This window comes from Microcoleus sp. N9_B4 (genome assembly GCF_036701635.1).
GTDB lineage: Bacteria > Cyanobacteriota > Cyanobacteriia > Cyanobacteriales > Microcoleaceae > Microcoleus.
Genome location: NZ_JAUBRC010000039.1, coordinates 39833 through 65766, shown reverse-complemented (window position 1 = coordinate 65766; position 25934 = coordinate 39833). Strand labels below are relative to the sequence as shown.

The window sequence follows — 25934 nt, the reverse complement described above, 5'->3', positions numbered from 1 at the left end:
CTAAATGCTGCTACTGTCATCTATAAACTTGCAATCTGCTGTATGATGTGAATGTAGGGGCAAACCCCCCGTGGTTGCCCCTATCCATAGGATTGTTGCGTCCAGGACTAACTACAGTTAATTAGTTCGGGACGCATAAATTCTATCTGTAGGGTACGCCGCGCACCTTACTGCTACCAATAGTGTTGCAAAGCAGTTTTTGCCTCCAGGATTGTTAATGAAAGACTGCCGAATTAACTCGGCAGCGCTTTCCTGTTATTTAAGATGAGTGAGTTGAGTGATGCTGAGCAAAGCAGGCAACATCGAGTCAGGCTTATCTCCTGTTTTGAGAGCAATTTCTAAATCAAACAAAATGGAGAGCGATCGACTTAAGAAGTTCGCAGATACTTCCTTAACCTCCTGCTTAAGGAAATACAGCCGTTTGGGGTTACTAATTCCGCACATACTAGCAATTTCGCTATCAGAACGTTGTTGGTCGGAATTGATAGTAGCTTTTACCCACAGCCAAGTTTTAAACTGAGTTTGGAGAGTGGCAATAATTGCTAAAGGAAACTCTGCCCGAGATAGCAATTCATCAAGCACCTTAATTGCCGCCACTGCTTGACCTTTTAAAAGAGCTTCGGCAAGTTGAAAACAGTTGGCTGTGGTAGCTGGAACGAGGATTTTAGCAGCTTCTTTCCTAATGCGAGATCCCGCTGCATAAATGGCTAATTTCTCCAGTTCACTGACTCTTCTAGCAGAATCGTTGCCAATCGCTACCGCTAAATAACTGACAGCATCTCTGGCAATTGAGAGATTCATCTGTTTAGCAGTAGCAGCGATCGCACTTTCAATCAAATCAGTACGCCAAGGAGGAATGAGAGTAAACTCCTTAAATTTACCAAACTGCAATAAATGCTTGACTACCTTGAGCCGCTTGTCGATAACAGCAGCAGTGAAGACTAAGTGCGTTGTAACAGGTAATTGGGGCAAAATTTGCAGCAATTCTAGCCCCATTTCTCCAAATTGCTTGAAATCGCAATTTTCAACGACAATAAGTTTGTTTCCACCGCCGAAAGGAACTGAAGCAGCAGCAGAGAGGGCTGCATCCAGGGAAGAAGCATCGAAGCGGTGGATGTTGAAATCTCGCCATAGAGGATGAGTTTGAGTCTTAAAATTTTCAACGTCTCGTTCAATTGCGTAGGTATCATTCCCAATTAGGATGCTAATCATGCTGCTAACTCCTCCTGTGGTTTGACAGTAACAGTAACAGAGCGGCCTAAAGCTTTAGTAACGATCCGCTGCACGGATTCAAGGTGACTCTGAAACTTGTTCGCGTATTTTCTTTCTACTGCTAACACACATGAATCAGCCGAAAGTTCGGCAATTTGAGCGCGGTTTAAGAGGCTACGATTGCCTGGTTTCGCTGCTGCTACTACTTGCGCCCAAGCTGTCTCAAAGTCAGGAGAATCTGCCTCTATTTTTTGAGGGGTTTTATCAAGTTTGTCAGGCTGATTAGATTGGGAAGTTGCCGGCAACCGCGTTTCGGGGGCAGCGGGTTTGCTTGACAGCATCAAGTTCAGCAGACAGACTTCTAACCAGGTAGCAGCATTGGTGCTAGTTCTCAATTGAAATTCGGATTTTTGCAATTGTGTACAAGCCGCATCAATTGTTTCAAAATCGAGATGAAGAGCGAGCGAGCGCAGTTGTGAATAGCCTACTGGCCCTGCCATTAAATTCTGGCAGTGGCGCGTTGATTTGACAATGAGCAAATCTCTCATTGCTGCTAGCAAGCTGCTGAGAATAAGTTTAGGGGTTTTGCCGCTGTCAATGAGCGTTCTCGAAGATTGCAGTACGCTTAAGGTATCGCCAGAATGAATAGCTTTGAGAAGGGCGATCGACTCTTGCTCGCTGATGCTGCCAGATACTTCTGCAACTTGAGTTAGGGTAATCTCTGAGTTTAGCAGTGAAAGCTGAGAAAGTAATTGCAGGGCATCTCTTAACCCCCCGTCACAGGTGCGAGCGATCGCCCGCATGGCCTCACTTGCGATCTCAATAGATTCAGTGGAGCTAATTTTGTGCAATTGTCCGACAATAGCATCAACTGACAAGGCTCGGAAGTTAAAAGTTTGACAGCGGGAGATAATTGTCGGCAGGACTTTATGTGCTTCAGTCGTACAGAGAATAAATACCACATGAGCCGGAGGTTCTTCAAGGCATTTGAGGAGAGCATTTTGAGCGCTGGTACTGAGTTGGTGGCACTCGTCTAAAATCCAGATGCGGTAAGGGCTCATCGCTGGCGCAAAGTTGCTGTGTTGTATTAATTCTCTGGCATCATCCACGCCATTGTGAGAGGCCGCATCGATTTCAGTTACGTCTAAGCTTGAACAGGAGTCAATGGTTTTGCAGCTTGAACATTCTCCGCAAGGAGTGGCGGTTGGCTTTTTGCTATTCAAACAATTGAGGGATTTAGCAAGAATGCGAGCGGTTGAAGTTTTGCCTGTTCCTCTGGGGCCAGTAAATAGGTAAGCTTGAGCAATTTTGTCGGAGGTGATGGCATTGGTCAAGGTTGTTTTGATGGTGTCTTGACCCACTAATTCTTGTAGGTTTTTGGGGCGGTATTTGAGGTGCAGTGGTTGGTACATTTTGAGTCGTTAGAATACTTCTGGTAACTATTCCCCGATAGGGGAGGCATGCCTGAAGTTATGCCATTTCTCAAAAATCTTGCTACAGAATTGTTAGCTTTGTTTGTGGGCTCTGTTTGTCAGGTGCGGCTCTGTGAGATTGTTTGTCTAAATTAGGAATTTTTAATGGCGACACACCCTACGGCTACTATTGCATGAGTCTTGATAATTAGTATTAATATAAGTTGTTGGTGCGACAGTATTGAACACACTTGTAGATAATTTTTATGTTAAAATAGGAATTTAAATTATCCTAATTTATACAGTAATAGGCTCCGAATTGGGGCAGGAGAGGGCATCAAATTTAGATGCCGCTCCCCACCTTTTATTCTTGCGGAGCGATAATGTATTCGCACTCCTTAGCCTCTGTACCCGACGCTGGTATTCCAAACGGTGCAATCAGTATGGGAGCCGTAGGAGTTGCCATTAACATCCGCAAATCCGAACTAGAAACAGCTTTAACTGTATCAATTAAATAGCGGATGTCGCACTTGATCCGAAAGTCACAACCGAATAGTTTGGCATCAACTATCTCAGTACCAGAACTGAGAGTATTATTTAGTGAAATTCGCACTTGTTGACTATCTAAATCGAATTCAAAAATTGCTGTAACATGGGACTTATCGCTGTGAGAAGCTAACCGCTCTAAGGCTTTTAAAAAGCTGAGCTTCTCTACCACAATTTGATGGCTAAGTTCATGCCGATAAGGAGCAATAATCTGGTCGCACTTCGGGTATTTTCCTTCTAATAACTGCGCTGTCAGCCGCCAATTGTTCCACTCAAAAGCAACAAAGTTATTGCTATTGTCAGGCTCAGTCTCATAGTAAATAGCTACTCTGTCAGTGGGATTCAAAGTCCGCTCTAATACCCGGAGTACCTTAGTGGGTACTGTAAATTGCACGTTTCGAGTGTTCAAAATATCGGAATCACTGCTTTCACTGAATCCTACAACCATTGCTATCCGATGTCCGTCTGTTGTCCAAACTCTCAATTGAGAAAGTCCCCTTTCTGCGTCGTGGCTTAGTTGAAAGTTAGCTCCAGTTAAGATACGTTTGGTTTCTTCAGAACTTACAGCAAATAAGCTGGCTTTGAGGACAGCAATTAACACGCTAGCAGGAATGGTCACAAGTTTTTGTTCAAGGCTCTTGATAGCAGGGAATTCGTCCGCAGTTAGCCCACGAATGACGTGCTTGCTCCTTGATGCAGTCAGAGTGGCACTGACTGATGGAACGTCACTTCCTTTGATAATTTCCCAAGAACTCTTTAAGGTAACGCGACTTTTCGGAAATTTTCCGAGAATGTCTGCGAGTATGGTTGCAGGGAGAGTGAGCTTTCCAGATTGATTGATATTAGCTTCAAAACTCGCTTGTATCCCAAATTCCAGGTTATAAGCAGTTAAATGCAATTGTCTAGTTGCGGCATCTGCTTCTATGAGAATATTGGATAAAATGACATGGTTGTTATTGCTATAAATGCTGCTTTTGAGAGTTTGGATGTAATCATTTAATTCTCTGGCATCACAGGCAAATTCAACGATTGAAGGGGAAGGGGAAGGAGAAGGCTCCGGCAATGTCTCATCGTTTGATTTAGCTCCTAAATCAGAAGCATCTGTGGCTGAAACTGGTGTATATTCTGTGGATTTTTCAGAGGGTTCTACTTGTTCTGAAAGTGCTGTTTCCGGTTCAGAAGTTGAAGAACCTTTTGTGATTTTTGTAACAGATTTTTCAGCCTTAGCGGAATTAGTCGCTGTTTCAGGAGATCGTTTTTTCTTGGTTGCTCTCTGTACTACTTTTTGCTGAGGGGGTGTTTCTGTAAGTCTAGATTTTGCCATAATTAGTTGTGTGTCAGAAGTTCGATTTGCCGCTGCGGTAGCAGCACTCGCGAGCGGTGGCTGAAAAAAGAGAGTCGAAGTGTGGAAAGAGTGGAACCAATATGGTTGAGAGCAGGTGGATTATTGTAATTATTTTTTAACAATTAAAGGTAATAATCAACCTTTATTTTAGGATGATAAATTTGAGCTTGTTGATTAATAAAATCGTAATCTAAGTAGCAGTTTTTGGGAGTGCATCTTGTCGAAAAAAAGAGAGCGAAGCATTCCGGCATATAAGTTATTGGTGAACGTCTTATATTTACGGAGGTCATGCTTCGCCCTACTGATATATTATTCTAAGTGAGATGTCGCCTTTTTCACAAACCGATTTATTGCTATTTTCTCCCTACTTTCTACTGCCTATCATCAAAAGTTACTTGAACCAGATTTAGTTAAGTATCCTAATGCAAGTTGAACTCGGGATGAAATTGGAGGAACAAATAGTATCCGTTGGCGGCAGCGACTCGTTCCGACATACAAGAGGCGGTGGTATTCTTTAAGTTTCTGTTTGCTGCTCATTTCTTTTCCCACCAATAGCCGAGTCAAAATGTCATTAATGTCCAAACCCACTTCATCAAAAGTGCTGCCTTGAGAATTGTGAATAGTCAGGGCAAAGCAATTGTCAATTTCGGCAAATATGTCGTCCTTAAACCAATAATACTTGCGCCATAAAAATCCGCTGCGCTTGGCACTCTTGAGTTTTTCCTTAAGTTCAGCCTGGTAGCGTTTATTTTCGGATTCATGCAGCACAAAGATTTGCCGAAATAAACCGTCATCGGTCACAATCTTTAAAAGCCATACTCGATAGCCGTAGTGTTGGCTCGTTTCAACTTCTTTAATGGTAAATTCAGTTGAAGTGGGCAAAATAACGGTCTTACCATCAGGGGCCATGATTGGTTTCTTAGTAATCAGCCTTTCTCCCGGTATGAATCTGGGGGCTGTTTGACCGTAAACTTGTTCTCGGAGGGCCTGATTGTAATAGTTGACTTGCTTGTTTGTCCAGCACAGAATCCGAAAGCAGTCAGGGTTGGAAGTGAATTCGCGCTTGATGGTTTTGAGGGCGTATTGCAGGAGTGTTTCTGGCTTAACTTTGAATGCACCGTTAGATTTGTTCCCTTGAGTGTAGGTAGAATGTGGCAAGAACATATCGGTTTTATTCTTGACACAAGAACGGCATTCGGTGATGAAGTCGAGGACGGGACTTTCTCCAGCTTGCCTGACAACTTCGGTTAGCATAGTTTTATTGGTAATGCTGAAGACAGGCGAGCGTTTTTCTCCGACGGGGTTAAGCTGAGCTGGGTCGCCCATGAGAATTAATTTGCGGTGGTTGAACAGGGTACGTTCAAATCTACGCTCAATCCAAGACCATAATTGAGTTCCAACCATCGAACATTCGTCAAGAAAAATGATATCGTAGAGGTGGAGGTAACAACAGCTTGTCTGTTCTAAGACTTTCTCTTGTTCTTTGCGAACTATGCCTAAGCCTAAAAGTTGGTGTATTGTCAGAAAGTCTACTCCGAAAATACCTTGAGAGGCTGCCATTTTTCTGAGAATACCGACGGCTTTGTTAGTAGGTGCAGTGAGGACAATGCGCTTGCTTTGAGCCAAGAGTTCTTTGATTAGAAGAAAAATAAGTGTGCTTTTTCCTGTGCCTGCATAACCGCAGAGCAAAAAGAATGACTCAGTGCTGCTTGCAAATGTTCTCAATTTGTCGAGTGTTTGCTGCTGTTGTGGTTTGAGAGTGAAGGGAATTTGTTTAAATTCCTGCGGTCGTTCTAGTAAGGTTTGAATCATTATTAGTGCTAGATAATAACTCTATCGCCTCCCTAATAAGCGTTAGCTTGAGTGCAAGACTGTTTCACGAAGCAGGTTAAATCAACAAAAAAAAGGCGATAGCGCTCTGGTACACTAGAGGGCGATCGCTGATTTATTTGTTGATTAATAATATGAACAGTGGTTGTTGGTTTTTAAACAATAACAACTTTGGTCTTCTTAACTCGCTTGATATTAGCTACTGTTCCTTTGCTTTGTCCGTCCCAGATGGCTAGTCCGTAATCACAATGCGAACACATTTGGATGTCGCGAGCGCTATAGTTTCCGGGAATGCCAATGGTGGGATAACCAAAAGTATTCCTAGGTTTGCCATTGCCGCTAAATAAGGCATAGTAAACCAAGACTTTCTGGTAATTCTTAGACTGCAAATACTGCTGAACTAAGCTATCAATACCAGAAGCATCACCGACTATAACTTCAAATCCTAGTTCAATGATGCGATTGAGAGATGCGATTGCTCCTAAAGGCAATTCATTAATGGAACGACTACCGGAAATCATTACTGTTTTGTTCATGCGATCCTGGAATTGTAGGGTCAAGGGTGAATTGAATAGCACTCAAACTCAAAGATTGTTCCTTGAGTTGATATTTACGACTAGAAAAAATCAACATTTTATGCCATTAGGCAATTTATATTTTGGATTAGTAACAGAGTTGTTTATCGCATTTACACTGTCATAAACTAGCCAATTATATTTGATTTCCCATTTGTTCCATCATCTTGGCATCTTTTCTAAATCAAATTCAGCAACTTTTCGGAGAGTTTCTAAGCGCTTACTTAAAGTTTTATGCCGGGGAGATTCTACAGCGTATTCGTATTTAGAGCCTGTATGTTGAATATCTGGAACTTGGCAATCAATTAAGTTGCTAAGGTAGCCGACTAGCTTTTTGACAGGTATTAGCCAAGCCTTAGCTAACGCTTTAGTACGGAACCCAATCCAAGCTCTAAAGTAGGAGCCGTCTTCGCTAATCTGATAAGCCACATTGGGGGATAATTTAACAATAGATTCGATACGAGCTATACCCAAACCTTTGAGTTCGGTCAAACTGTAATTTTGGATTTCTCCGCTGTTCCACTCGATTTGGAATGGACGTAGATTTTCAACGTTCAAGCGTTGGACTGTCCCCCTTTGTTGAACTCCTTCTCGGCATTTTAAAATGTAATCTCCCTCTTTAAATCCGTATAATCCTTGTTTCTTGGCTAGGTTTTCTAGGTGCTGCTTCCAGGTTTCTTCCCAAGCTATGTTAAAGTCGAGAAGTTCGTAATTTTCTTCGCTCAATTGTCGAGCCAGTTTTTCTTTGAATTGCTGTTTTTGAATTGGCATAGCGAATTCTAAGAAGTTGTCGGGTATTTCGAGAGCTAAATACGTCTTAGCTCGGATTTTGAGGTCAGCAACAGACAAACTGCGAGCGACTTTTAACTGCTGAGGTGCAGGAATATCTATGGTACAACTTGTCGGGAAGCCTGGAAACAAGTTAATGGGAAAGAGATAAGATTGGTCGAGAGTCGAGATGAAAATGTGGTGTTCAGTCAGCGATTCTACTTGGAAAATAGTTGTGTTACTGAATTGTACCTGTTGCGAATTAGCAAGTACGATGGTTGTGCAAGCTGGAAGTTCTCCAGTAGTTTTTTGAGGAATAAACTGAGGCACAAGGGAGATTTTGAGGACACGAATTTCATCAAGTGTATAATTCCAAGAAAAGCTGTCTTCGCTGTTACTAGCATCCCAGGTAATTCTTACAGGTCGATCGGTTTGATTTAGAGAAGTGACAGTACCGTAATGCTTACCAGTTTTGATGATATCGCCTACTTTAAAGGGAAGTTGATCGGAAGGATGCGGAGTGAGAAAAGGGAAAATTACCGCTACCACTTCTTTAACTTCACTGGGGGGAGTGTTGTCAGATTTAGAGCAAATATTTGAGAGACCGATTAAAGCGGTGTTAGAGTCCATAACCTTTGAGAAGTTAATTTTTTTTCAACTTCTCCCGTTAGGGGGTATCTTCTCGAACAGAAGCCTAAAACTTTCTAGTTTTCGCTAGCATCTTTGGTGCATATAAAGCAAATTTAGGCTTTATTTAGGCTTTAAATTTGTTTAAGTCCCGCTAGATATATCGCCATGCTGTCAAGATCACGATATGGAAAACTAAGCGAGCAAAGATGCCCACTTCTGAAAAAATTGCTGCCGCCATAGAGACGATAGACCACTTGGTAGCTTGGCTACAAGATACCGGACTGAGTGCGTCCGCGATCGCCCAGTTTAAATTCAACTCGCTGGCCTCTATGTACCCAGAACTCAAAGGGGTAGCAGAGACGGCAAAACAACTGATTGGTGCAGCTTCCCCTTTGACAGAAGTTGGGATGACAGTAACGGAACTAGCAGCAATACTCACAGATAACTTAGAGTGCAAAATCAAGCCAGATTTAGTCAACAAAGCTCTAGTTTCATTGGGGTATCAAGAGCGTAATGAAGCCAAGCGAATTTGGATACTGACACAAGCCGGCTCAGCTCATGGTATTTCCTTGCTGGCTACTTCAACAACAAACAAATGGAGTGGTTCTCAAATAAAGTGGTATCGCTCTCTAATTCCCATCTTAGAAGAATACTTAACAAATACAGGAATTTTAGAGAATGGCAGCAGTAGCGATCTCACTGCAATACAAGATACAGAACACTCTGAAATTTCCGAAAAAAGCCTTGCATCAATTACTCAAAATGGTAACTCTCCTAGTATTGACTACTCTCAGGGCTGAAGCACCTGAGTTTCCCGCGTATCGTGAGGCTCTATGAAAAGAAAGCAACTTGGACAGTGCCTGAGCGAGTCAAGGTCTGGGAAATTACAGTCAATCCTAGTCAGATTGAGCTGATTCAATCCTTTGCCGACGATGCCTACACGAAACGCTACAACTCAACACAGTATTAAACCAAAAAAAATCTTAATAAAGTTAGCAAAATAAAGGGAAGGGGAAGGGGAGGGTAAAGGTGTATTGTTCAACCTTTACCCTCCCCTCTACTCTCTCAGATTTTTCAGATGGGTATGAGGGCTATGTCCTTGATTTTATCAAGCTTTTGACGGGGTTGTTATCCCGTTAGGTGTAGCTAACCAGGATTTGTATCAAGTACAACTAAACTTTATGAGAGATGAACAACTGATAAATTCTGAGCGCATAGAACCAGATTTAAGGTTAAGGAAAGTGGCAAAATTACGCAAGTCCTTTGTCAAACTGAGGCGGAATAGATAGTCAGTAACGATTGAGGCAATTGTTTGATTAATTGTGAGACTCTGAGCGTTAAGATTAGCCAACTCAGCACAAGATAAATGGGTATTTCCCAATTCTTCAGGTCGCAATTCTATCAAATTGGGGCATTGTAAAACAGGAGAGGGAAGCGCTCCCATAATGCCTGTTTTCTTGAACTTATCCAGGTGCGGAGTTAGCTCTTCAAGGCTATTATGGCTGCCCAGTAGAATTTGACCGCTATCAAAGTTATTGCCAGCATCAAGATACCAGATTCTAGGAATCTCAGCGTGGCGGTTATTCTCTAGCGTTTTGCCCAAGGAACGGCGAGCAGCACTATTGTCAACGCAGCCAATGATAATTACCAAATCATTCCAGTATGATTTTACCAATTTGGGGTCAAAATAGTCAGGAATTGCACTAATTTCTAGCCCCCAGGTAAGATTGTAACGCAAGGCAAGAGTAGTGGCTTTATTCAGTCCAAGTTCAGATTGACAAAATCTCTGCCTCCCCAAATTTTTCCCTTCCACAATATCGGGATCTACAAAGGTAATATTGACATTTTTCCCAACTTGTTTGAAAACGTAAGCTAATCGTGCTAAACTTTCAGCTACATAAGAGCCAGTGCCGCCACAGCCAACGAGCCATAAGTGAAGGTGAGAGTAATCTTTGAGAAGGAGAGGTGTGGAATTTGCGTACTCAAAGTCGAGGTTTAAGGGAGTTTTGGTAAGCATCAGTGATAAAATGTGGATCTTCAAATACAGAATTAGCTTTAATTAAGCTATAGTGTCCGAAAATTCCGATTCTCACTAAAATCTCAGGAGTCAAGGTATTAACTTTACCCAAGACTGCATAGAGGCGAAAACCCCGCTCATCAGCATCATCTGTGCTGCTAAAGAAAGCAGGCAATTCTGCGTGAGAGTGGCACTCAATTAAAGCAGTTGAGTAGGATGAATTGTCAAAAGGCTGGCAGCTCGTTCGTGTAGTCAATTGGACTGGAATTGTCAGTTGCCATTGATTACTACTGTCAAGGGATAGGTGAAATAAAATCTCTGTGAGATTGCCACTGCTATCTTTGGTGAATACAGCTTTTGTCAATATAGAAAGTAGCAGTTCTGATGGTACTAAACGAGTCTCAAGGTGCAAGTATGGTTCTATAGGTGGCAACCCTTTGATAGTATTGGGCGTTGAATTTGCAACAGGAATCATGGCCTCTAGTCCGGGGCGAACTGAACGCACAAACACGCCGTTAGAGGCTGTAACGTATTCGCAGAATACCCCAGTAGCAATGGGAGGCAAGGGAATAGAGGCATGAATGTGGTTAAAAAGTTTTAGCATTAACTTAAACTTTGTGTTGAACAATAAATATTGAGTGCAGTCCCTACATAGAAGTTTTGATTTAGGTAGGGTTAGCAATCAATAGGAGGTGTTGCACTAAAGAGTCAATTGAAGGACTGTACCTCACTTCAACTAAATCTTTAACAGGATAGGTACGCCTTTTTCTCAAGGCTAAACTTTTCAGATGTTCTCTGACATCTTGGGGAAACTTTCGGCTTTTTTGGCTTGATAAGTCAGCATTGAAAGGAGTGGTTATGAAGCTCTGCCAAGCAATATCAATGGTTTGAGTTGAAGCAACAGGTGGAGTATTTTTACCCCAGCAAATTAAACCGTTTGGATGGATGTTTGGTAAAGGAGTGTGGTAAGCTTTCGACTCTGGGTTGAAAGTAGCAAAATCAGTTGCAAATACCCAATATTGAGTGTTTTGTCCTACAAATACCAAGGCAGTTAGTGGAATAGTAATGGGTTTACTCTCATCAAATTGGAGGTTATATTGGGCAGGAGATATGAATTTTACTACCCAATTTCCTTGAGAGTTAGTTCCCCACCTTATGACTCCTGGGGGCATCCAATCCGTATCAATCGGCTCGTGAGAAAATGCAGTTCTCAAACTGACAGAGGAGAGTAGTTTGTAGTGTTCCTTTGTTCCTTCTCGATAATGGAACAGATATTGTTCTTTGATGAACAGTAATTCAGCATCAATTTCTGCTAGCTGTCGGGGAGCTGTTTGCAGAATTTCACGAAAGACTTCTCCTGACAAATGTTGCATAATAACTTGAAATCGATAGAGGTTATGGAGCTAACCCGATAGGTAAGGTTAGCTCATGCTTGAAAATTAATATTCGTTCGACTGCATTAGGGTAGCAACTCTCCAAGTTTTGTCGGGGTCTTCTGGACATTGTGAACTAACTTCCTGATTTTCCAGCCATGCTTTCCTGTCAAAATAATCAATTTTGAAAAAATAGCTTTTACTGTCAAGTTGAATGCTAAGAAAATCTCGTTCTCCGTAGGGGTTGTTGCCAGCTTCAAAGGTGTTAAAATCTCTTAAGCTGTTCAGCATCTAAAACGCATATTGTATAGTATAATATGAGGATATTTATAAAAAGTCAATGCCTACTAAAAACTTCCTCAGTTCCGAGACAAAGGAAACTCTGCAACAAGCATTAAAAGAGCATGAACATCCAGACATTCGGCAAAGAGCTTTAATTTTTTTGTTACTAAATAACGGAAATACACAAGCTCAAACTGCTGAATTAATTGGATGTTCTCTAAGAAAAGTCGCTTACTGGAGCATTCAGGGCGACCCTGATAATTTAGATAGTTTTAAAGATGAGAGAATGAAGGGTAACTACCGAAAAGCTACAGAAGAATACATTAATTTACTTTTAGAGACAATTGAACTAGAGCCGGAACAATGTGGCTATGAATTCGGGAGATGGACGACAGCCAGACTGGCAATATATCTAGGAGAGAAGACAGGAATCGAGTTGAGTAGTACCCAAGTAAGGAGGATTTTAAAATCAAAAAAGTATGTTTACCTCTGGGCTAAATATAGCTTAGAGTCTAAGCAAGATACCGTACAGAGGAGTTTATTTAAAGATAAATTAGCTGAGTATCTAAGAATAGCCAAAGAATCTCCAGCTCTTCTACAGGTATGGTTTTGGGATGAGAGTGGATTTAGTTTAAGAGTAATTAGAAGGAAAAACTGGTGTAAAAAAGGGACTCGAAGAAAGAAAAAAGGAGACCGAAGAAAGGGTCGTATTAATGTCATGGGTGGAGTGAGGTATTCAGACAAGAAAAGATGGGTAGATTTTATTCCATCTGGAAATTCTGCTAATTTTTATGCAGTGCTGAAAAATTTTTATGGAGATTTAAGAGAAGAGTGGATATTGCAAGGGAATTTAGCGGAAGATTTTCAAGATAAAGGCTGTAAGTTTGTCATTATTTTGGACAATGCTAGTTTTCATAAAAAAGCAGAGATTTTGCAGAAAATAGCAGCAGAGATGCCTAATCTAATCATAGAGTTTCTGCCCAAGTATAGCCCGGACTACAACTTAGTTGAATTGGTATGGCATTCGGCTAAGGAATATGTTGCTAATAGATTATTTGAATCCATTGAAAAACTAGAATCACTGTTAAATAAATTATTAAATGAAGGAGAATTAATTATAAAATGGAACCGAAAAGTAAAAAATAAAGGTAACTTAGTTAATGCAGTTTAGATGTTTGACAGCTTAGTAATTGCAGTAACTTTTGTTGCTGTTCGGGAAGAAGAGCTTTTACAGCTTGAGTAATCCGAATTTCACCAATTTTGGTATCTCCTTGACGTAATTGGTCATTAAGACGTGCAATTCTTTCGGCTGTTGTTAGAGTTTCAGTCATAATTAAGGCCTCAATTTCCAACAACTACAACCGCACTAGCGGTTGCTGGTTCACTCGTAATTATTCGGATTCAGGGGTAATTCAAATTGACAAGGTGCTTTTGTTCCAGAGTTCAAGAATTTGCTGAAAATGTCGATGGCGGTCAGTAGCAAGCCAGTCAATGACCTGTTGAGCCTGGGTTATTAATTCTTTAGCACTTTGCCATTGTTCTGATAAAAATATCAAGTTTTCGACTGTCCATTCTCCAAATTGATACTCGTGTTGAGCGCAGCCGTCAAGCCAAATATTACCCGTTGAGTAATTGAGGAAACTCAGTACAATTGGCATCCCTTTTACGGGAAATTCAGCCAGAGAGCAAAACTGTTGGAATTGCTGATGATTGATCCTATCTGGTGGTAGAATCTGAGAAAATGAAACTTCAAATTCTTGTTCATACCAATCTTTCATCTCATTTTCAGTTAGCCAATTTAGTCCTTCAGAACTTAGAGAAAGCAGGATTTGCCATTCAGGAGCTAAGGAATCAATATCTTCATAGCTCAACCAATCCAACCCCCAAGACTCAATCAGGAGTTGGTCGAGGCGTTCTTCTTGTGCTATTTCTAATTGCCAGGGGCTGATCGGGATAAGTTCTGTTTCGTCAAGAAGACGGAAGAATTCTAATTCGCGGGGGCTATGATTATCAGGAGTATCCGAGTAAATAGAACTGGTACTGGTAGCAAATTCAGTTGAAAAAAAGTGCTGGTAAAGATTGAGAAGTTGAGCGCTATTGAGCGTTTGTCTGAGAAATTCAATCGCTTCAAGTGGCTTAGTTACTGGGTAGGAGTGTCGCAAAGCGGCAATGGCTTGCGACACAGACAAAATAGTTGCAGGCATTAAAAATTAAGAGGAATTTGGAGACAAGCAATAGCTGGCGCAAGTTGGAGTTTTTTGAGAGTGTCTCTAAATCGCTGTAGTTCTTGCTCACCCAGAGCGATCGCGTCAGAGAGTTCTTGAGCCCGACTTGCCAAGGTTAGCGGAGTAACACAACCGCTGATAGAGTCGCATTGCAGAGCCCAAGTGAGTTGGACAGCTTGATTCGGTTCTTCCGGTGCGGAGACAAGTGAGGGGAGTGGGGAATGGGGAGTGAGCAGTACGCATAGTTCTTTTTTCCAATCTTCTTCTACACCCTTTGTCTTGGCTTGTTTGATGATTTTAATGGGTTGACCTGTTTTTCGTTCAATTGTAGCGGAGCTTAATTCAGGGAAGTAAGGAAGTAGGACTTCTAGCAATTTTTCATCATTTGCAGTAATTTCGTTGGGCAGTTCGATTTGCCTGCCTTCATATTCTATTAGACTCATTGTTACCTCTTTAAAACAGGGGGATTTGTACTCCAGCTTCACCTTTGTTGACGGGGTGGTTAGCAGGATTTTGAAGATTTGGTTTGGCTTTTTTCCGGGGTTGACCAACAGAAGAACGAATTTGAGCGCTCACTTTTCGGTTAGGTAGGTTAGAGGCTAACCGCTGGAGCAATTCTTGTAAATGGTTTGGCCAAGCTCCAATCGAGTTTTCTCTAACTTGTACTAATAGTGGTAAGTCGTCATGGCTCGTTGCTGTAATTTCTACGATTCGCCCTTCTGGATGCCCATCGTCTGGTCGCATAACAATGTGGATTTTGATTGTACAAAAATTGAATTCATAAGGTTCTGATTCTCCTTCATCAAGTAAGTCAGGACTCTGTGAAGTGTTCTCAGTTTTGTTGATGGTTTCACCCACTTTTTGAGTAGCTGAAAGTGGAATATCCTCTCCAGTTGGTTCGGAATTTGGTTCTATTTGGGTCATGGCTGGATTCGCAGTACAAGCAAGTGCAGCTTATTCTCAAAAATTGCCGCGATCGCGGCCTTGCTTTTAACGATCTATTTTTTGTAAAGTTTTAACGGTAAGCGTGTTTCCCAAGAAATTTCTTAATTAATTCCCATTAATTATCTGTCCGACAAGATGCGGTCGCACTTGTCTCTATTGATTCTTTGATTGTAATTGCTCAACCCCCTTGACAAGAAGACGAGATAGACATTAGATAAAGGAATGGAAAAACTACCCGGCTTAAAGCAACTATTGAACGAGGCAAAAGAAGCCTTGATAGTAGAGCTATGGCAAGAAATCCAAAAACTCAGCGCAACATTAGCCACCTACGAACCTTGCGCCAGAGCCATCTCCCAAAAAAACTCTTCAAAATTCCGAAGTATTGATAGAGAAGGAATATCTATTGCGCTCGCAAGCTATATTACTATTAGCCACATCTACGATTGCACAGCTATCAATCAGAGCATATTTACTTATGCAATTGTAACTATCCGTACAAATGCGATCGCTCTAGAGCGTCAATCAATACTATGATAAAAAGTTGTAGTTAGTAGAGAATCAGTAAAATATATAAAAAATTCTCCCAGCTATCAGTAGGTTCTGTCGCTGGGAGAAATCGCTGGAAAGTCGGTTTATTCAACTAACGCAGGTATCTCGATTAATTCGATTTCAAACCTTCGCTGCATTCGCCGTTATTCTTTAGGCACAGTAGGCTTTGGTTGCATGTCAAAAATAATCACAAATGTGCGCGTTTTCACTAATCGCTGCAAAACCCGTAGATGATCATCTGCATCGTTTCTCTTACGAAATCGTGCCACAATAACACGCTGACAATTAGGAAGCAGGCTAATGATACACCACGGGTGCAATTTTTCAGAGTAGGTCATTTTAGTACCTCAGCAGTAAAAGTAACAGATTGTGCTCTTGTTTCATTGCTTGCCAAGACAGTAATTGAATAATCTTGTCAAAGACAGGTCACGGTGACATTGATATTTGATGAGGTTTGTGCTAAGACAAGCTCAAATTATCTTTTGATGCTGAAAAAGCTTGGTGTATGTATAGCAGCCACCAAAACTGTTGGAACAAGTCAGCAGTATATGATTGCGACAACGTATACAGTCGTTGCCCTGAACAGTCTTTCCGTTATACCCGCCACTATTAATCCAGGCTATTCTCTTCGCAAGGCGGACACAGGAAAGCCACCAATGTCTCTGGAATTTCCTCAAAGTGTTCCAGCAGAAAATCCATTAAAGCCAAATGACGCAAATCGACAGCAGTAGGAAATCTGCGATTTTTCCCCTTTCTAAACCAACCCCGCACTGTAGAATCAGAACGAGAACAAATAAAAGCAATTTCCTCATAACTCACTCCCCACTTTGCATAAAACTGCCTCGGTGTCATTCCGAATTGGCATTGACTGTAAACTGCAATCAAATTGCGTTCTCTATCGGTCAGATTCTGCTGCTTTTTTATCATCCTCAAACTTCTCCAAATCTTCCTCCCAGGCAGTATCAAACTGACACCACGTTGCACTTTTGGAATCAGGAGTAAGGCAAATTATGTAGCACCACATCCAACAGCATTGACACTGTTCGTAATTGTAAAATTTGCCGATAACCATTCCTCTGTCAGCTTCTTCGCTAACACCCGTCCAGCGCACCATCTCGCCGCACTTAAAGCGCGGGAGATGAATTTTGGCAAAGTTTACAGGAAATTCAATTGCAGGCGGCATATCCTTCAACTGTTTTAGTGGCAGGGTCGAAATCAAATCTCGCTTTCCTTTTGAGATTGACATGAGTTCTTAACTGTGCATCGACTGCAACAGATTTGTTTTGATAGGTTTTTATGCCAATTTCTTGATAAAGAAATTGCAGCGCGATATTTCCTTAAATCAATCAATTGGAATCTATATTTGACGAACTATTCTCAAAGCCCAACTCGGGCTAGGCTATCAGTTTTTTGAGATACCCCCCAATCGCGTTGATGTCAAGTCCGGTTGCAGCCGACTTGTATAGTAAAGGTGTAGTTGCTTTCGTCAGCGAGGTGCGATGATGGACAAACGTCTCCAAATCGAACCACACCGGGAAGTAGAAGGGTTATTGGAGAATATTGATGACTTGTTCTTCAGGCTCTAACTGGCCGCAAAAAAGGTTGCAGGTAGAATCAAACAATAGTATAATTAGATTAGTGAATAATAATTTTATTGGTAGCGCGGTGTTATGAACGCCCAAAAACCTGTTACTTTCAGAGACCTCATAGACGCGATCGCCACCTTACCGATTATCAACTTTTCCGAGAATTCGAGTCAGTTGAATAGCAATAAGCGGGAAGTGAGTTGCAATAAGCGCCTCCGATTGCCCAGAAAGCGATTGAGCCGGATTTGGTTAGCCATCAAAGAATAGAAGCCAGTTAGCCTACTTGACGTAAACCCCCTTTCGTCCAATAATGAAGGAATTTACGCTAAGAGGGCTGCGCCGTGAAGGTTCAAGGGAATGGGCGCGCTAAGATTTTGACGCCCGCAGAAATTGACCGACTGTTTGACCGGGGTTTTATTACAGCAAGGGACAGGCTTTTGTTTGCTGTAACTTTTTACTGCGCCTGCCGCATTTCAGAGGCGTTAGCTTTAACAACTCACGACATTGTTGGGGGGTCAGTCACGTTGCGGAAAGCGACGACAAAGGGGAAATCAGCAACGCGAACGCTGCCGCTCCATCCTATGCTGGCTAAGTATTTAAAGGCTTACAATCCAGATGTAGGTTTTTTGTTTCCGGGGCGAGACAATACGAAGCCTTTGACTCGCGCCGCATCGGATGTGATTTTTAAAGAAGCTTGCAAGCGGGTAAGAATTAAGGGGGCTTCAACACATTCGATGCGGCGGACGGCGCTGACTAATTTGAGCAATGCGGGGGTGCCGCTGCGGGTGATTATGGAGATTTCGGGACACAAAAATTTGTCGAGTCTCCAGCGCTATTTGGAGGTACAGCCGGAACAGCTTGTCAAGGCGATTGGACTTTTGAAGTAAGGCGACAGAGCTCAATATTTTCCTGTCCTTCAATATTACCGGAGTTTATAGATATTCCGAAACCGACAGCATTCAGCCTCAAACAGCAACTTAACCGTTCCCGTTCCGCTATTGCGCCCTTTCAATCCAATAATTTCAGCGATTCCCCGATCGGGAGAATCAGGATTGTAATAATCGTCCCTGTAAACTCCAAGCACAACATCCGCATCCTGTTCAATTCCACCAGAGCCACGCAAATCCGATAAACTTGGACGCTTGTTCGTGCGAGTCTCTACCCCCCGATTGAGCTGAGAAAGCAGCACAACCGGCGCGTCAACCTCGCGAGCCAAAATCTTCATCTGCCGCGTAATTTCGCTAATTTTATTGACAACATTTTCATCCGCCGAATTCACCATCAATTGCAAGTAATCAATAATTACCAAACCCAATGGGCCGCGCTCACAAACAAACTCCCTAACTCTGGAACGAATCTCCAAGGGAGACGGTTCCAAACTTTCGTCTATCCAAAAATCAGCATCGCTAACTTTCCCTAAAGCCGAAGCTAGGACTTCGTACTTACCAGCTAGGTTAACTTTCCTGATATCTTTCACCGACACCCCACTCTCAAGTGCCATTAGTCGTGCTGCCAAGTCCCGACCTGGCATTTCCATCGAAAACATCAAAACTCGACCGTTCGTGGAAAGGGAAGCAATGTTGTAGCCAAGGGCACAAGCCAAAGCTGTTTTGCCGCTGCCGGGGCGACCTCCTATGACAATCAATTCACCTCGGTAAAATCCCCCTCCCAAGAGGTCGTCGAGGTCGTAAAACCCTGTGCTGATTCCAGGAAAGTAGTTAGCAGTCTCCAAGCGCTCTTCCTCAATTTCATCTAGATATCGCCAAAGCTCTCCGCAGTATTCGGAGAGAGGTCGAATAGCTTTTTGTCGCTCTTCTCTGTACTTATTGAGGGCAAAAATCTTTTCCTCGGCTTTATTTAGTATCGCATCCAATTCGGTGGAAGTCTCGTAGCCAAGCTGCACGATGTCATTGCCAACTTTGATGAGTTCGCGCCGGACAAACTTGTCCATGACTAGCAAGGCATACTGGTCGATATTGACGGCTGAAACAGTTCGGTCTACCAGCATTACCAGTTTGATTTGACCTCCTACTACTTCCAGCAGGTTGTGGTCGTCGAGGAAGGTGGTGATGTTCATCAAATCTGTGGGCTGGTCTAGAGAATGCAGCACCAAAGCGGCCCGATAAATATGTTGGTGGACTGTAATTGCCAATGCTTCGGGACGCAGAATATTTGCGATTCTTTTAATGGCTATTGGATCGATCAGAATTCCGCCTAAAATTGCTTCCTCTGCATCAATATTGCTCGGAATAATTTTGTCAACTAAACTGACTGCCATGTCTGGTATTCTCCTTTGATCTTGTTGCTAATTCAACTGTGCGAAAAGTTGTCTAAAAGATGAAAAGCTGTCTAAATGGGTTGGACGATAACTGTTTTCACAGCTAAGCTAAATAGCTAAGTAGTAGACAATTTGTTCACAATTTGTTTTGCTTGCTGAGGAAATCGCTGTATCCACTGCAAGTAAATTTGCTGCTGAATACCTAGCGCTGCGAAAGCTTCTTCGCCTAGTTCTTGGAACTGTTCGGATAACTTTCGGTGAGTTGTTAATGGCATATACTGAGGGTCAATATAATCCTCAGTTATTCTTGTTGTCTGTGCAGAAGGAGAATTTTTTGGAGTTGGAGAAGAGCCTGCTGAAGCTGGAGACGAAACAACATTTGTTGGGTTCGAGTTTGGAAAACCATTAGTTTTTCCCCACCAACGACCGCGCAAACAGTCAACAATCCATCCTGAAGGGTTAGATATTTGCTTTGTTTGGCTTCTGATTTGCAGCAGGTTTATGGCTGCTTGAATTTCTTCTAAGTTGTACTGGAGGACGCAAACTCTCAATTCGGGATTCATCCCTCCTGTGGCTTGCATAACTATCTCGACAATCTGAGTCGCATCGGGGTTTGTAATTGCAACCGCTTCAGAGTTAGCAATCGCAACTACTTCGGCAATTTTAGTCGTTTCGGAATTGACAATTGCAACCGCTTCGATAATTTCAGTTACATCAGGATTGGAAATTGCAACCGCTTCGGAATTGGCAATTGCAACCACTTTGACAATTTCAGTTGCTTCGGAGTTAGCAATCGCAACCGCTTCGGCAATTTCAGTTACATCAGGGTTGGCAATTGCAATCGCTTCATAATTGGCAATTGCAACCACTTCGGCAATTTCAGTTGCTTTGGAATTGGCAATTACAACTGTTTCGACAATTTTAGCGACTTGAGGATTAACGAACGAAGATGTTTCGAGATTTAACCGGACAGCTTTGTTGGTTATTGTTGGTTCGGCGCCAGAGATTCTTTGATGGTCGAGGCTGTCGAGTTTTGTGGGTAGTTTTTGCGGGGGTTCAGAGGTTAAACCTGTTTGTTCTGAACTGCAAGGTATTGTCGCATCATCGATCGCTTGAATTTTATCTGAATTAGTATTCAGATATTCAGCGGTTGGGGCGGAATATTTATCCTCAGTTAGAATTTTTAGTCTTTGTTGTGAATTTTTATTTGACTGACTGTCTTTGGTCTGGATTTGAGTAGCAGGTTTTGGTTCTACATTTTTTGGTTTTACATTTGTCTTGGCTAAATTTTCTCTTTCTTCAAAAAAACTTAAAAAAACAGCAGCAACATTTTCAGTGCTTTGCTGTCCTTTCTTATCCTCTGTAAAGAGTACGGCGCCATCAGGGTTTGAACCCTCTATTTGCTCAATTTTTGACTGTTGACGTTGATTTTTTGATGAGTTGCTCAGTTTTTGGAATTTTGAGTGGGTATGAGTGAAGGGGCGAACGTCGCCCAGGTGCTGCACTGCTATGCGAAAAATGCCGCGTCCGTAGTTTTTCAGGATTTTGACCAAACCGAGTTTTTCGAGCTGTCTGAGGGCTGTCCGCCTGGTGTTGGGGCTGTAGGGCTTGCCATTGCGGACTCTTGTGGCTCGTTTTTCGCCCAAGGGGATGTCATAGATGTCGATTTCCTCTGGTTTGCCGCCGATGCAGGTTCTGTACAGGTAGAGGGCGAGTTTGATGGCGCTGGGGGTAGCGCCTTCGAGTACGTCGGCCAGGGCTTCGTAAATTGAGGCATATCTGGTGAGTGGTGGTTTGTGCCAGGTAGTTGTATCTGCAACCATTTTTTGTTCGCGGTAAAAATGAGCGTGTCACTTTTAGCGGCTGTGGTAGCTACTAGAAGCGTGCGAGAGGGGTTGTTATGGATTTGGTCGGATTTGGTCGCGGGGTATCCGCTCGTGCTTGCAGCAGGAAGGCGAGATGCGCTCCATCGCGCTGCATTGGCGATCGATCGTCGAGCCCGTGCGATTATTTTTTCCATCCTGCCAGGTCGATCGTCGCGGGATGTGGTGGCGGATCAGTCTTGTCAGACTTATAAGAGTTGTAATCAAAAGCTGAAACTTATATATAGCAAGAGTTTCAAAAAATCATAATCCTGGGATGTGGATAAGATTATCCTGGGATGTGGATAAAATTGTCCTGGGATGTGGATGTTTTTGTAATCAAGCTTAAACCCATATACTGTAAGGGTTCAAGCTCGATTTTTTAAGTTTTTTTTATGATTACACGGCTGCTGTCAGCTTGATTACGGCAACTAGCCCTTTAGGCTCGCTGGATCTCGCTAATTCTGAAAATAGGAGTATTTGAATGCGTTCACCTGCATAGCTATCCGCGAGATACCGGACAAAACTGGACAACCAGCTCAAACCAGTAAAGATACAGCCCGGTAAAGTCTGGACTGAGGTTGCGTTAAGAAAGTCATGGCACCCGCAAGATACGCAGCCAGCCCCAGGCTCTGTCGCTGCGATCGCTCAAATTGAATAACAACTTGAATAACCAATCTTTTATTGATCGGGCGTAAAAAATTTTTGCTTGCTGTTGATTAGTAAGGCTTTTGCTGGGTAACATCAAAATTCTCTAACGTGCCTAAAATCGACACAGCGCAAGGTCAAAGTTTTTTATCTGCTTGAAGTCACGATCGTAGGATAAAAAACACTAACCCAATCTATGAGCAGCTTTGGGTAATACAATTTCTCTAAAATGCTGCTACAATGCGGGTCGAGTACCCAATACAATTAGATTCGAGCGGTACAAACTACTGTTGCATTATTTTGGAGAAATGGTATAAGTTTTCCGAAGCAGCGACCAGTGAGGCGACGAGTCAGTTTGGTACGAGTACCGCGCCCCAAAACTGAATTCAACAGCCGACAAGTTTCAAACCCCCATCGATCTAAAATCTCCAATCTCAAATGCGATCGACTTCACTCAGCGATATCCAATAGAGCGAGCAATTTAGTCTCTATTTCCGGGCTGACAGTCCGCTGACCACGCTCTATCTGAGCAATCAGCGACTGTGAAACCCCCAACCAACCAGCTAATTTTCTCTGAGTCCACCCCTTACCTTCACGGGCTTTTCGCACGGAAGCACCTGCTATCGAGAGTGGTTTTGCCGAAGCGCGCTTTAATTGTTTGGGTTGGGTCTTCTTTGAGATTAAAAGTGGGATGGGTTCTGGCTGAAGGATGGTAATTTTGGCCGCCAGCCAGCATTCCAGGTAGCCTTTTGGGTTTCTTTCTTTGTTCTCAGGCTGAAGTTTATCTGGATAAGTTTCCGGGTCAAATTCTATTTGCCACTCCAGATTCATTAATAGTTTTAAGGCACTATCCCAGCTCTGCTTTAATTTGTAGGCTTTGCGATTATCGCTGCGAGCTGAGTCAATTTGTGGAGATGGTAAAATCGCTTTTAGTAGCGTTAAAACTCGGTATTCACCACTGGCGTGAAATCGGCTTTCTATGGTGACATGAATTGCTAGTCTTAAGGCAAATTCGTTATGGTACGGATCGATTCTCAGCACTTGCTGGGAAAGATAGCCAAACTGATATAACGCTTCTCTCGACTTGGCTCCAGCTCGGTTCAAAAAATCCTGAGTCCACAATCCGGGTTGGACTGTGATGTAGATTTCATGGGGGTTGTCTATCTTACCTTCAAAATTTAACTGACCTTGGGGTTTGATGTAGACATTCCACATTCTCCCTACAGGAGCACTAGCTATAATTTGCCCTTTCTTGTTCATTCCCTCAATCCAAACAGCTTTGACCAACAAACAATCAAGGGCAAATGCTGTATTAGCAATCTCTAGCAGTTTTTCTATTTGAGTTTTTTTGTGATTTTTATCCCATCCCATTTCCTTAACAATATCGCTGGCTTTTAGTGTAAAGCTGCTGTGCCAAGGAGTCTCTTGTTTCATGGTGTGAGCTGCAAAAATAATGTGCAATTTTGCGCTGGTAAACCCAAACTTATCAATGATTTGCTGGGCTTCGTTCCAAGGCAGCAGGGTAATGTCACCTGGGCTGGAAATGTAATGCTCGATATAATTGTTTGAGTTACCCTTTGCTTCATGTTGAAAAACAGCAATACTGCTGGCAGCTTCATACCACAAATCAGGTCGGATCTGCGCGCGGAGACTGGAAGCCATCAGAGCTGCTGTTGGAACAGCTTCTACAGATTTATTCTTGAATAATGGGGGTTCGGTTACTGGAATTGGAAGGGGTGCAAGTTCTAAGATTTTTGCCAACTGAGCTGCTGATAGATTTTGTATATTTATTTGTTGTAGTAATTCATCGGCAGCATGATATCCACACGCACTAATTATCTGAGATTCTGTCCGGGATTCGGATTTGGGTAAGGATGCGTCAGGGTGAAAAGCGATCGTTCCAGGCAGAATATCCGATAGGTTTTCTCCTCGCTCGCAGATATCTAATTGATTCAGTATCCACTCTGCATTCTTTTCCAGAAAATCAGATATAAAGTATTTCTCGAATGTTTTTTCAATAGTTCCTAATAATTGTGGGGTGATTTTTAAATCGCGATACGGTAAGTGTTTTATTCCACTGTTTTGAGATATAATTGTTTTCAAAACATGATGCAATCGGGTAGCAATATTCACTAATATTGAAGATAGGAGTTTACCTTCTCTACCTAGTTTGAGAGCGTATTGTTGGATGCGATCGCGGTCTCTCATAAGGACAATGTGTTTTCAGGTTGCCACATATATCGAATCAAGCAAGATTTAACCCGCCGACTATTAATGGTAAAATCCTCAAGGCGATCGGTGCTTGCTACAACCAACAAAAAGCTGTTTTGCGATCGAAATTACCGTCAGACAGAACAACTTATCAAAAAATTCAAAAACTGACTCACAAGCTTGCATTGCCTCATGGATAACTACCTCCACAATGCAATTCGTTTATTATAGATTGTCTGGCAGCTAATCAGATCGAAGGCGATCGATAAAAACGATGGGTAGAAACAGTCGATCGATTTCAGCAGACAGCCCCATCGAAACTTTGTTGTTATACCAAATTCATAAAATATCGCTAAATATCTACCCCCTCAACTCCCCCGTTCGAGGGGAGGAGTTAGAACTGCCTCTGTAGCAGAAATTTATGAAATTGGTATTATTCCCCACCATTTTGTTTCAAAACCGCCTCAATTTCCGCCAGCTTTTGGCGCAAAACCTCCTGCAACTCCACCAGTTGTTCAACCTCAGCTTGCTCCAACACTTGCGGTGACAGCTTTTTCAAATTCCCGGTTGCCAACTTGACCTGCTTGAACGGGCGGGCTGCTCCTGGGAAATCATCCAGAGTGGAACTGATAATTTCTTGCACCAATTTACGAGTTTGGGTCACTGACAATTTATCGGCAATAACTTGATTAGTTGTTTTAACTCTAATCGGCAGCGCTTCTTCCTCTGGCAAGACTAAATTTTTAGCAGAGAGTTTAGAAAGAGCCATTGCATGAACCCCTTTAAGTCCTAATTGCCTGATAGCAGTCTTAAGGTCATCAGCCAAAGACAGCATCGGGAAAATGTTGGCATCGATAGAAGCGGGATTGAGCTGCAAATCCAACAGTGTCCGCAAAACGGCCAACTCTTGTTCATCCAAACCCAAAGCGGCCAAACCCTGTTGCTGCTCGTCAGGTGCCACCGTCACCAACTCGGAAACCAAGTTCATCCGTTTTTGCGCGTTCAAGCGTCGCACCACTGTCGAGAGAATGCGGGGGATAGTTGCAGCTTCCAAACCCGTATTTTCAGACAACTCCCGCACAATAGCTTCTGCTTTATCGAGGGGATTGAGATCTTCCCGGTGCAGGGAAGTCAGCAGTGCTTTGCGGTGCAAAGCCGCGGGTTCTGGAACGATCACAGCTTGTAAAGTTTCCCAGCCCAGATTTTTAGCGCTGCGCCAGCGCCGCTCTCCATCGAATATCACCAAATCCCCCCGTTGAATCAAGATAATGGGTTGCAGTTGTCCGTCACTAGCAAGGGAACGGGACATGGACTCGATACTTTCCGGCAAAAATGTCTGTCTGGGTTGTTCAGGATTAGGCTGAATTTGGTCTAGTGAAATGGAGAGGATACCGCTGGCGGATTCTAGTTGTTCTCGCAGTGCAGTCAATTGAGATTCCAATTCCGTTGAACCCGATTTTCGCAGTTCTTCAATTTCTGCTTTGAGTTCCTGAATCTCGGATTCAGCTTCAGAGAGGTGCATTGACTGCTTGGCGGATGAAAAATAATTTCCCAAGTCGGGAGCTTTACGGGTGGCCATAGCGATTTTAGATTTTAAATTGGGGATTGGAAGAAGTCAGTTCATGGCTATAAGCCAAAAA

27 protein-coding genes are annotated in these 25934 nt (G+C 42.7%); 7 read left to right on the top strand and 20 right to left on the bottom strand.

The window, feature by feature from the left end; all coding sequences use genetic code 11:
* Positions 1–255 precede the first annotated feature (255 nt).
* From holA to QUA43_RS22955, 6 genes are all read right to left on the bottom strand, one after another.
* Complete coding sequence (gene holA / locus QUA43_RS22980; RefSeq protein WP_333376721.1) at positions 256–1212, bottom strand: DNA polymerase III subunit delta; 957 nt, start codon at positions 1210–1212, stop codon at positions 256–258.
* Complete coding sequence (dnaX, locus tag QUA43_RS22975; protein ID WP_333376719.1) at positions 1209–2624, bottom strand: DNA polymerase III subunit gamma/tau; 1416 nt, start codon at positions 2622–2624, stop codon at positions 1209–1211. Before dnaX ends, holA begins: the two co-directional genes overlap by 4 nt.
* 364 nt (positions 2625–2988) lie before the next feature.
* Entirely contained in the window at positions 2989–4494 is a 1506-nt protein-coding gene (dnaN, locus tag QUA43_RS22970) for a DNA polymerase III subunit beta (RefSeq protein ID WP_333376717.1), read from the bottom strand.
* Between the two features lie 405 nt (positions 4495–4899).
* Positions 4900–6327, bottom strand: a complete 1428-nt coding sequence (locus tag QUA43_RS22965) for an AAA family ATPase (protein ID WP_333151822.1) — start codon at positions 6325–6327, stop codon at positions 4900–4902.
* Positions 6328–6500: 173 nt separating this feature from the next.
* Positions 6501–6881 (bottom strand): hypothetical protein, encoded by a 381-nt coding sequence (locus QUA43_RS22960; RefSeq protein ID WP_172186651.1) that lies wholly within the window; start codon positions 6879–6881, stop codon positions 6501–6503.
* Between the two features lie 201 nt (positions 6882–7082).
* On the bottom strand, positions 7083–8318 hold the full coding sequence (locus tag QUA43_RS22955; RefSeq protein ID WP_333151819.1) for a hypothetical protein: 1236 nt from the start codon (positions 8316–8318) through the stop codon (positions 7083–7085).
* Positions 8319–8524: 206 nt separating this feature from the next.
* Here QUA43_RS22955 and QUA43_RS22950 point away from each other — a divergent pair, with 206 nt between their 5' ends.
* Positions 8525–9118, top strand: a complete 594-nt coding sequence (locus QUA43_RS22950; RefSeq protein WP_333121257.1) for a hypothetical protein — start codon at positions 8525–8527, stop codon at positions 9116–9118.
* Between the two features lie 362 nt (positions 9119–9480).
* Here QUA43_RS22950 and QUA43_RS22945 read toward each other — a convergent pair whose 3' ends face one another.
* From QUA43_RS22945 to QUA43_RS22930, 4 genes are all read right to left on the bottom strand, one after another.
* Positions 9481–10335 carry a PRTRC system ThiF family protein gene (locus QUA43_RS22945; protein WP_333151816.1) on the bottom strand — a complete coding sequence of 285 codons (855 nt, stop codon included), beginning with the start codon at positions 10333–10335 and terminating at the stop codon, positions 9481–9483.
* Positions 10301–10939, bottom strand: a complete 639-nt coding sequence (locus QUA43_RS22940; RefSeq protein WP_333151815.1) for a hypothetical protein — start codon at positions 10937–10939, stop codon at positions 10301–10303. Before QUA43_RS22940 ends, QUA43_RS22945 begins: the two co-directional genes overlap by 35 nt.
* A 61-nt stretch (positions 10940–11000) precedes the next feature.
* Complete coding sequence (locus QUA43_RS22935; RefSeq protein WP_216670293.1) at positions 11001–11708, bottom strand: prokaryotic E2 ligase family D protein; 708 nt, start codon at positions 11706–11708, stop codon at positions 11001–11003.
* Positions 11709–11774: 66 nt separating this feature from the next.
* On the bottom strand, positions 11775–11999 hold the full coding sequence (locus tag QUA43_RS22930) for a DUF3768 domain-containing protein (RefSeq protein ID WP_333373194.1): 225 nt from the start codon (positions 11997–11999) through the stop codon (positions 11775–11777).
* Between the two features lie 49 nt (positions 12000–12048).
* Between QUA43_RS22930 and QUA43_RS22925 the strand changes: the two genes are divergently transcribed.
* On the top strand, positions 12049–13161 hold the full coding sequence (locus QUA43_RS22925; RefSeq protein ID WP_333373191.1) for an IS630 family transposase: 1113 nt from the start codon (positions 12049–12051) through the stop codon (positions 13159–13161).
* Here QUA43_RS22925 and QUA43_RS22920 read toward each other — a convergent pair.
* The 4 genes from QUA43_RS22920 to QUA43_RS22905 all read right to left on the bottom strand — a co-directional run bounded on the left by QUA43_RS22920 (position 13148) and on the right by QUA43_RS22905 (position 15139).
* Positions 13148–13321: a hypothetical protein gene (locus tag QUA43_RS22920; RefSeq protein WP_333373188.1), complete on the bottom strand. Its 174-nt coding sequence runs from the start codon at positions 13319–13321 to the stop codon at positions 13148–13150. The two genes, QUA43_RS22925 and QUA43_RS22920, sit on opposite strands and share 14 nt — an antisense overlap.
* A gap of 81 nt (positions 13322–13402) precedes the next feature.
* Positions 13403–14194 carry a hypothetical protein gene (locus QUA43_RS22915; RefSeq protein WP_332946641.1) on the bottom strand — a complete coding sequence of 264 codons (792 nt, stop codon included), beginning with the start codon at positions 14192–14194 and terminating at the stop codon, positions 13403–13405.
* Positions 14194–14658, bottom strand: coding sequence for a hypothetical protein (locus tag QUA43_RS22910; protein WP_172186658.1), 465 nt, complete (start codon positions 14656–14658; stop codon positions 14194–14196). The genes QUA43_RS22915 and QUA43_RS22910 overlap by 1 nt, the downstream gene beginning before the upstream one ends.
* A gap of 10 nt (positions 14659–14668) precedes the next feature.
* Positions 14669–15139 carry a hypothetical protein gene (locus QUA43_RS22905; RefSeq protein ID WP_172186659.1) on the bottom strand — a complete coding sequence of 157 codons (471 nt, stop codon included), beginning with the start codon at positions 15137–15139 and terminating at the stop codon, positions 14669–14671.
* A 243-nt stretch (positions 15140–15382) separates the two neighbouring features.
* Here QUA43_RS22905 and QUA43_RS22900 point away from each other — a divergent pair, with 243 nt between their 5' ends.
* Entirely contained in the window at positions 15383–15694 is a 312-nt protein-coding gene (locus QUA43_RS22900; protein ID WP_332946638.1) for a hypothetical protein, read from the top strand.
* A 624-nt stretch (positions 15695–16318) separates the two neighbouring features.
* Here QUA43_RS22900 and QUA43_RS22895 read toward each other — a convergent pair.
* Together QUA43_RS22895 and QUA43_RS22890 are read right to left on the bottom strand one after the other, a co-directional pair.
* On the bottom strand, positions 16319–16561 hold the full coding sequence (locus tag QUA43_RS22895) for a helix-turn-helix domain-containing protein (RefSeq protein ID WP_333151810.1): 243 nt from the start codon (positions 16559–16561) through the stop codon (positions 16319–16321).
* Between the two features lie 43 nt (positions 16562–16604).
* Entirely contained in the window at positions 16605–16955 is a 351-nt protein-coding gene (locus QUA43_RS22890; protein WP_333151808.1) for a hypothetical protein, read from the bottom strand.
* 424 nt (positions 16956–17379) lie between these two features.
* Here QUA43_RS22890 and QUA43_RS22885 point away from each other — a divergent pair, with 424 nt between their 5' ends.
* Both QUA43_RS22885 and QUA43_RS22880 read left to right on the top strand, forming a co-directional pair.
* Positions 17380–17562 carry a hypothetical protein gene (locus QUA43_RS22885; RefSeq protein WP_333151806.1) on the top strand — a complete coding sequence of 61 codons (183 nt, stop codon included), beginning with the start codon at positions 17380–17382 and terminating at the stop codon, positions 17560–17562.
* A gap of 74 nt (positions 17563–17636) precedes the next feature.
* On the top strand, positions 17637–18182 hold the full coding sequence (locus tag QUA43_RS22880) for a site-specific integrase (protein ID WP_333085761.1): 546 nt from the start codon (positions 17637–17639) through the stop codon (positions 18180–18182).
* A gap of 35 nt (positions 18183–18217) precedes the next feature.
* Here the strand turns inward: QUA43_RS22880 and dnaB are convergent, their stop codons facing one another.
* Positions 18218–19573 (bottom strand): replicative DNA helicase, encoded by a 1356-nt coding sequence (gene dnaB / locus QUA43_RS22875; protein WP_333373180.1) that lies wholly within the window; start codon positions 19571–19573, stop codon positions 18218–18220.
* Positions 19574–19689: 116 nt separating this feature from the next.
* Positions 19690–21396 (bottom strand): hypothetical protein, encoded by a 1707-nt coding sequence (locus QUA43_RS22870; protein ID WP_333033767.1) that lies wholly within the window; start codon positions 21394–21396, stop codon positions 19690–19692.
* 18 nt (positions 21397–21414) lie between these two features.
* Between QUA43_RS22870 and QUA43_RS22865 the strand changes: the two genes are divergently transcribed.
* Complete coding sequence (locus QUA43_RS22865) at positions 21415–21705, top strand: hypothetical protein (protein WP_333033766.1); 291 nt, start codon at positions 21415–21417, stop codon at positions 21703–21705.
* Positions 21706–22533: 828 nt separating this feature from the next.
* Here the strand turns inward: QUA43_RS22865 and QUA43_RS22860 are convergent.
* Positions 22534–24291: a helix-turn-helix transcriptional regulator gene (locus tag QUA43_RS22860; RefSeq protein WP_333033765.1), complete on the bottom strand. Its 1758-nt coding sequence runs from the start codon at positions 24289–24291 to the stop codon at positions 22534–22536.
* Between the two features lie 20 nt (positions 24292–24311).
* On the opposite strand from QUA43_RS22860, the gene QUA43_RS22855 reads away from it, so the two are divergent.
* Positions 24312–24494 (top strand): hypothetical protein, encoded by a 183-nt coding sequence (locus tag QUA43_RS22855; protein WP_333151800.1) that lies wholly within the window; start codon positions 24312–24314, stop codon positions 24492–24494.
* A 233-nt stretch (positions 24495–24727) separates the two neighbouring features.
* Here QUA43_RS22855 and QUA43_RS22850 read toward each other — a convergent pair whose 3' ends face one another.
* Positions 24728–25873 carry a ParB/RepB/Spo0J family partition protein gene (locus QUA43_RS22850; RefSeq protein WP_333151798.1) on the bottom strand — a complete coding sequence of 382 codons (1146 nt, stop codon included), beginning with the start codon at positions 25871–25873 and terminating at the stop codon, positions 24728–24730.
* Positions 25874–25934: the final 61 nt, after the last annotated feature.

Coding starts and splice junctions, on each gene's coding strand:
- QUA43_RS22905 (WP_172186659.1), bottom strand. CDS start 15,139: ATGACCCAAATAGAACCAAATTCCGAACCAACTGGAGAGGATATTCCA.
- QUA43_RS22860 (WP_333033765.1), bottom strand. CDS start 24,291: ATGAGAGACCGCGATCGCATCCAACAATACGCTCTCAAACTAGGTAGA.
- QUA43_RS22950 (WP_333121257.1), top strand. CDS start 8,525: ATGCCCACTTCTGAAAAAATTGCTGCCGCCATAGAGACGATAGACCAC.
- QUA43_RS22935 (WP_216670293.1), bottom strand. CDS start 11,708: ATGCAACATTTGTCAGGAGAAGTCTTTCGTGAAATTCTGCAAACAGCT.
- QUA43_RS22960 (WP_172186651.1), bottom strand. CDS start 6,881: ATGAACAAAACAGTAATGATTTCCGGTAGTCGTTCCATTAATGAATTG.
- QUA43_RS22870 (WP_333033767.1), bottom strand. CDS start 21,396: ATGGTTGCAGATACAACTACCTGGCACAAACCACCACTCACCAGATAT.
- QUA43_RS22885 (WP_333151806.1), top strand. CDS start 17,380: ATGAACGCCCAAAAACCTGTTACTTTCAGAGACCTCATAGACGCGATC.
- QUA43_RS22955 (WP_333151819.1), bottom strand. CDS start 8,318: ATGGACTCTAACACCGCTTTAATCGGTCTCTCAAATATTTGCTCTAAA.
- QUA43_RS22895 (WP_333151810.1), bottom strand. CDS start 16,561: ATGACACCGAGGCAGTTTTATGCAAAGTGGGGAGTGAGTTATGAGGAA.
- QUA43_RS22940 (WP_333151815.1), bottom strand. CDS start 10,939: ATGCTAAAACTTTTTAACCACATTCATGCCTCTATTCCCTTGCCTCCC.
- dnaB (WP_333373180.1), bottom strand. CDS start 19,573: ATGGCAGTCAGTTTAGTTGACAAAATTATTCCGAGCAATATTGATGCA.
- dnaN (WP_333376717.1), bottom strand. CDS start 4,494: ATGGCAAAATCTAGACTTACAGAAACACCCCCTCAGCAAAAAGTAGTA.
- QUA43_RS22920 (WP_333373188.1), bottom strand. CDS start 13,321: ATGACTGAAACTCTAACAACAGCCGAAAGAATTGCACGTCTTAATGAC.
- QUA43_RS22850 (WP_333151798.1), bottom strand. CDS start 25,873: ATGGCCACCCGTAAAGCTCCCGACTTGGGAAATTATTTTTCATCCGCC.
- holA (WP_333376721.1), bottom strand. CDS start 1,212: ATGATTAGCATCCTAATTGGGAATGATACCTACGCAATTGAACGAGAC.
- QUA43_RS22890 (WP_333151808.1), bottom strand. CDS start 16,955: ATGTCAATCTCAAAAGGAAAGCGAGATTTGATTTCGACCCTGCCACTA.
- dnaX (WP_333376719.1), bottom strand. CDS start 2,624: ATGTACCAACCACTGCACCTCAAATACCGCCCCAAAAACCTACAAGAA.
- QUA43_RS22930 (WP_333373194.1), bottom strand. CDS start 11,999: ATGCTGAACAGCTTAAGAGATTTTAACACCTTTGAAGCTGGCAACAAC.
- QUA43_RS22925 (WP_333373191.1), top strand. CDS start 12,049: ATGCCTACTAAAAACTTCCTCAGTTCCGAGACAAAGGAAACTCTGCAA.
- QUA43_RS22900 (WP_332946638.1), top strand. CDS start 15,383: ATGGAAAAACTACCCGGCTTAAAGCAACTATTGAACGAGGCAAAAGAA.
- QUA43_RS22965 (WP_333151822.1), bottom strand. CDS start 6,327: ATGATTCAAACCTTACTAGAACGACCGCAGGAATTTAAACAAATTCCC.
- QUA43_RS22915 (WP_332946641.1), bottom strand. CDS start 14,194: ATGCCTGCAACTATTTTGTCTGTGTCGCAAGCCATTGCCGCTTTGCGA.
- QUA43_RS22865 (WP_333033766.1), top strand. CDS start 21,415: ATGAGCGTGTCACTTTTAGCGGCTGTGGTAGCTACTAGAAGCGTGCGA.
- QUA43_RS22945 (WP_333151816.1), bottom strand. CDS start 10,335: ATGCTTACCAAAACTCCCTTAAACCTCGACTTTGAGTACGCAAATTCC.
- QUA43_RS22910 (WP_172186658.1), bottom strand. CDS start 14,658: ATGAGTCTAATAGAATATGAAGGCAGGCAAATCGAACTGCCCAACGAA.